5 protein-coding genes are annotated in these 4,815 nt (G+C 68.5%); 4 read left to right on the forward strand and 1 reads right to left on the reverse strand.

Features of this window, described 5'->3' with window-relative positions; genetic code table 11:
* Positions 1 to 137: 137 nt before the first annotated feature.
* On the reverse strand, positions 138 to 2,993 hold the full coding sequence (rapA, locus tag FG99_RS30595; protein ID WP_177330930.1) for an RNA polymerase-associated protein RapA: 2,856 nt from the start codon (positions 2,991 to 2,993) through the stop codon (positions 138 to 140).
* A gap of 230 nt (positions 2,994 to 3,223) precedes the next feature.
* Here rapA and FG99_RS30600 point away from each other — a divergent pair, with 230 nt between their 5' ends.
* From FG99_RS30600 to ccoM, 4 genes are all read left to right on the forward strand, one after another.
* The gene (locus tag FG99_RS30600) at positions 3,224 to 3,517 is read left to right on the forward strand and encodes a hypothetical protein (protein ID WP_043274040.1); all 294 of its coding nucleotides are present in this window, start codon (positions 3,224 to 3,226) and stop codon (positions 3,515 to 3,517) included.
* A gap of 49 nt (positions 3,518 to 3,566) precedes the next feature.
* Positions 3,567 to 4,160 (forward strand): alpha-ketoglutarate-dependent dioxygenase AlkB family protein, encoded by a 594-nt coding sequence (locus FG99_RS30605; RefSeq protein ID WP_043274041.1) that lies wholly within the window; start codon positions 3,567 to 3,569, stop codon positions 4,158 to 4,160.
* 2 nt (positions 4,161 to 4,162) lie between these two features.
* A complete protein-coding gene (locus FG99_RS32595) occupies positions 4,163 to 4,324 on the forward strand; it encodes a hypothetical protein (protein ID WP_009618525.1) in 162 nt (53 codons plus the stop codon).
* A gap of 212 nt (positions 4,325 to 4,536) precedes the next feature.
* Entirely contained in the window at positions 4,537 to 4,647 is a 111-nt protein-coding gene (ccoM, locus tag FG99_RS33125) for a cytochrome c oxidase subunit CcoM (protein WP_043274042.1), read from the forward strand.
* Positions 4,648 to 4,815 lie beyond the last annotated feature (168 nt).

Raw genomic sequence — 4,815 nt, forward strand, 5'->3', positions numbered from 1 at the left:
CGCAAGCTCAACCCATCCTACGAAGAGCACCTCGGCGCAGCCGGCAAGACAGTTGCTCCTACGGGGTGACGCCAATTGGGCAGGCATGAAAAAGGCCGCCGCGGTTTCCCGGGGCGGCCTCTTTGGCGTGGCGCGGATCAGCCGGCGACCAGCACGCGGATCGCCTCCAGGCGCAGCGAGGCCTTGTCCAGCAGGGCGACGCTCTCGTCGCGCTGGGTGCGCAGGGCTTCCAGCTCGCTGTCGCGCACGCTGGGGTTGACCTGCTTGAGCGCGGTCAGGCGCGCCAGTTCCTCGTCCAGGCTCGCCACCAGTTGCTGGCGGGCCTTCTCCACGCGCTCGGCGTGGCGCGGGGCGATCTTGGCCTCGCCGATGGCGAACTGCTTGGCCAGCACGTCGCGCTGGGCCTGGACGAACTTGTTGGCGCTGGCGCGCGGCACGCTTTCCAGCTGCTCGTGCAGTGTCTCGAAGGCCACCCGGGCGGCCAGGTCGTTGCCGTTGGCGTCGAGCAGGCAGCGCAGCGCCACCGGCGGCAGGAAGCGCCCCAGCTGCAGCTTGCGCGGGGCCACCGCCTCGCTGACGAAGAGCATCTCCAGCAGCACGGTGCCGGGCTTGAGCGCCTTGTTCTTGATGATCGCCACCGAGGTGTTGCCCAGCGAGCCGGACAGCACCAGGTCCATGCCGCCCTGCACCATGGGGTGCTCCCAGGTGAGGAACTGCATGTCCTCGCGGGCCAGGGCCTGGGCGCGGTCGTAGGTGACGGTCACGCCCTCGTCGTCGCCCAGGGGGAAGCTGGCGTCGAGCATCTTCTCGCTGGGCTTGAGGATCAGCGCGTTCTCGGAGTGGTCCTCGCTGTCGATGCCGTAGGTGTCGAACAGCTTCTCCATGTAGATCGGCAGGGCGAACTGGTCGTCCTGCTCCTCGATCGCTTCCACCAGCGCCTCGCCCTCGCCGGCGCCGCCGGAGTTCAGCTCCAGCAGGCGGTCGCGGCCGCTGTGCATTTCCGCTTCCAGGGCCAGGCGCGCGGCCTGGCCTTCTTCGAGCAGGGCGGCGAAAGCGTCGTCGCCGCCGCCTTCGAGCAGTTCCACCAGGCGTGGGCCGAAGCGGTGCTGCAGGGCGTTGCCGGTGGGGCAGGTGGCGAGGAAGGCGTTGAGCGCCTGGTGGTACCACTGGAACAGGCGTTCCTGCGGGCTGTTCTCCAGGTGCGGAACGTGGATCTGGATGGTGTGCCGCTGGCCGATGCGGTCCAGGCGGCCGATGCGCTGTTCCAGCTGGTCCGGGTGGGCCGGCAGGTCGAACAGCACCAGGTGGTGGGCGAACTGGAAGTTGCGGCCTTCGCTGCCGATTTCCGAGCAGATCAGCACCTGGGCGCCGAATTCCTCGTCGGCGAAGTAGGCCGCGGCGCGGTCGCGCTCGAGGATGCTCATGCCCTCGTGGAACACCGTGGCCGGGATGCCCGAGCGCAGGCGCAGGGCGTCTTCCAGGTCCAGGGCGGTCTCGGCGTGGGCGCAGATCACCAGCACCTTGAACTGCTTGAGCATCTTCAGGGTGTCGATCAGCCATTCCACGCGGGGGTCGAAGCGCCACCAGCGGGCGTTCTCGTCGGTGTTGTCGTCGACTTGCGCCTGGAAGCTCACTTCCGGGTACAGGTCCGGGTGTTCGCCGACCGGCAGTTCCATGTACTCCACCGGGTTGGGCAGCGGGTAGCTGTGCAGCTGGCGCTCGGGGAAGCCCTGCACCGCGGCGCGGGTGTTGCGGAACAGCACGCGGCCGGTGCCGTGGCGGTCCAGCAGTTCGCGGATCAGGCGCGCGCGGGCATCGTCGTCGCCACTCTCGACGGCGGCCAGCAGCTCGTCGCCGGCTGCGCCGAGGAAGCCATGGATGGCCTCGCGCGCGGCGGGGGACAGGCGGCCGTGGTCGATCAGTTCCTGCACCGCCTCGGCGACCGGGCGGTACTGGCTGCTCTCGCGGCGGAAGGCCTCCAGGTCATGGAAGCGGTCCGGGTCGAGCAGGCGCAGGCGCGCGAAGTGGCTGTCCAGGCCCAGCTGTTCCGGGGTGGCGGTGAGCAGCAGCACGCCGGGGATGATCTGCGCCAGGGTTTCCACCAACTGGTACTCGCGGCTGGCCTGCTCCGGATGCCAGACCAGGTGGTGGGCCTCGTCGACCACCAGCAGGTCCCAGCCGGCGGCGCACAGGGCGTCCTGGGCGCGCTCGTCGGCGCGGATCCACTCCAGCGCCACCAGGGCCAGCTGGCTGTCCTCGAAGGGGTTGCTGGCGTCGCTTTCGGCGAAGCGCTCGCGGTCGAACAGCGCCACTTCCAGGTTGAAGCGCCGGCGCATCTCCACCAGCCACTGGTGCTGCAGGTTCTCCGGCACCAGGATGAGCACGCGGCTGGCGCGCCCGGAAAGCAGCTGGCGATGGATCACCAGGCCCGCCTCGATGGTCTTGCCCAGGCCCACTTCGTCGGCCAGTAGCACGCGCGGGGCGATGCGGTCGGCGACCTCGCGGGCGATGTGCAGCTGGTGCGCGATGGGCTGGGCGCGGGCGCCGCCCAGGCCCCAGAGGGAGGATTGCAGCAGGCGGGTGCGGTGTTCCAGGGTGTGGTAGCGCAGGGCGAACCAGGGCATGGGGTCGATCTGCCCGGCGAACAGGCGGTCGCTGGCCAGGCGGAACTGGATGAAGTTGGACAGCTGGGTTTCCGGGAGTATCTTGGCATCGTTGTGCGAGTTGATGCCGTGGTAGACCAGCAGGCCGTCGACTTCCTCGACCTCGCGGACGGTCATCTTCCAGCCTTCGAAGTGCGTCACCTCGTCGCCCGGGGCGAAGCGCACGCGGGTCAGCGGGGCGTTGCGTTCGGCGTACTGGCGGGTATCCCCGGTGGCCGGATAGAGCACGGTGAGCAGCCGTCCGTCGAGCGCCAGGATGGTGCCCAGCCCCAATTCTGCTTCACTGTCGCTGATCCAGCGTTGACCCGGTTGATACTGCGCCATGGACACCTCCCGCAAAAAGCCGGCTATGGTAACGGAACACGCGGCTTTCAGCGACGCCCGTTCGCACGCAGCGGCCGGGTGGCATCGCCGTCTCGGGGGGCGATGGGCCTGCGCCGGCTCCGCGCCGCCGGCCAGGACCGGGATGGATGCGGATTGTTCCGTGAAGTGTAGCGACGGCCCCGGCGCCTGCCGCCGCCAGCCGACAACCTGAAGCCCGCGAGGAGCCAGCGACAGCCATGATCCCGCCGATCCCCAGCGACGTACTGCCGGTCACCGCGCAGCAGGACCCGGCGCGCTCGCGCCCGGACGTCGTCCCGGTGGCGCCGGTGGTTCCTGCCACGGGCGATGCCGCCGTGGGCCTGGAGCGCCGCCCGGCGGAAATGACGCCGGAGGAAGAGTACCCGCAGCATCAGCGGCGCCGGCAGCAGGCGCAGGGCGAGGAGGCTGAGCCCGAGGCGCCGGAGGAGCCCGCCGACGACGGCCTGGGCGAGGCGCCGCGCAAGGGCGTGTGGATCGATATCGAGGTCTGAGCGCACCGCGTAGTAAGCTGTTCTTTCCGACCTGCCTCCCGTCACCGCCATGCTCTTCGCCGACGCGCCCATCCACCTCGAACACGCCGAGCTGCGCCTGATCCCGCATTGGTGCGATGAAGCCTGCGCCACGGCCTGGTTCGCCGAGCTGGTCGAGAACACTCCCTGGGAGCGGCCCAGCGTGCACCTGCACGGCCGCGACTACCCGGTGCCGCGCCTGCTGGCCTGGTACGGCGACGCCGAGGCCAGCTACCGCTATTCCGGCCTGGTCCACCGGCCGCTGCCGTGGACGCCGCTGCTGGCGGAAATCCGCGAGCGCGTGCAGGCCGAGGTCGGCCAGCGCCTGAACGGCGTGCTGCTCAACTATTACCGCGACGGCCAGGATTCCATGGGCTGGCACAGCGACGACGAGCCGGAGCTGGGCCGCAACCCGCTGGTGGCCTCGCTGAACCTCGGCGGCACGCGGCGCTTCGACCTGCGCCGCAAGGGCGGCGCGGCCATCGAGCATTCCCTGCAACTGGATTCCGGCAGCCTGCTGGTCATGTCCGGCGCAACGCAGCATTATTGGCAGCATCAGGTGGCCAAGACGCGGCGCCCGGTCGCCCCCCGCCTGAACCTGACTTTCCGCCTGGTGCATGCCTGATCATGAGCAACGACGACAAGCTGATCGACTTCAACGCCGAGCGCGACAAGCGCATCCACGACGTCCACGAAAAGCGCCTGCAGGAAGTGCGCAAGGCCTTCGAGCAGGCCCTGCCGCTGGGCAAGGCACGCAAGAAGGGCAAGGGCAAGCCGAAGAAGCGCTGAATCCGCTCCGCCCGTTCCGAACGTCCCGCCAGAAGTCGCCCCGCGCGGCCATGCACCGCATCCCAACCCGCCCCGAACTTGATCTGGATCAGTTATCCGAAGCCCCGTGAACCGGGGCTTTGCGGCCATTGATCCAGGTCAATATCGCGTCCCCGGCCGACGCTAACCTGAGCCCATCTTCAAAACGCACAGGGAATCAGGAGGCCAGCATCATGTTCATCGACGAAGTGGTTCTCGCCGGCATTGTCACCGTTGGTCTGATGATCCTGTTTTGCGGTGGAGTCGGATATTTCATCTGGAAGGACAGCCACAAGAAGGGCTGATCTCCTTCCCGATCACAGAGCACGCAAGGCACTTGGGGCGACTTCGGTCGCCCGTTTTTTTGCCTGCGATTTTTCATGGGGCCGGGTAGGGCAGGAGAAACGCCATCGTAGGATGGGTTGAGCGAAGCGATACCCATCGCCACGACCGCATGGGTTTCGCAAGCTCAA

The organism is Pseudomonas sp. AAC (assembly GCF_000725445.1).
Taxonomy (GTDB): Bacteria; Pseudomonadota; Gammaproteobacteria; order Pseudomonadales; family Pseudomonadaceae; genus Pseudomonas; species Pseudomonas citronellolis.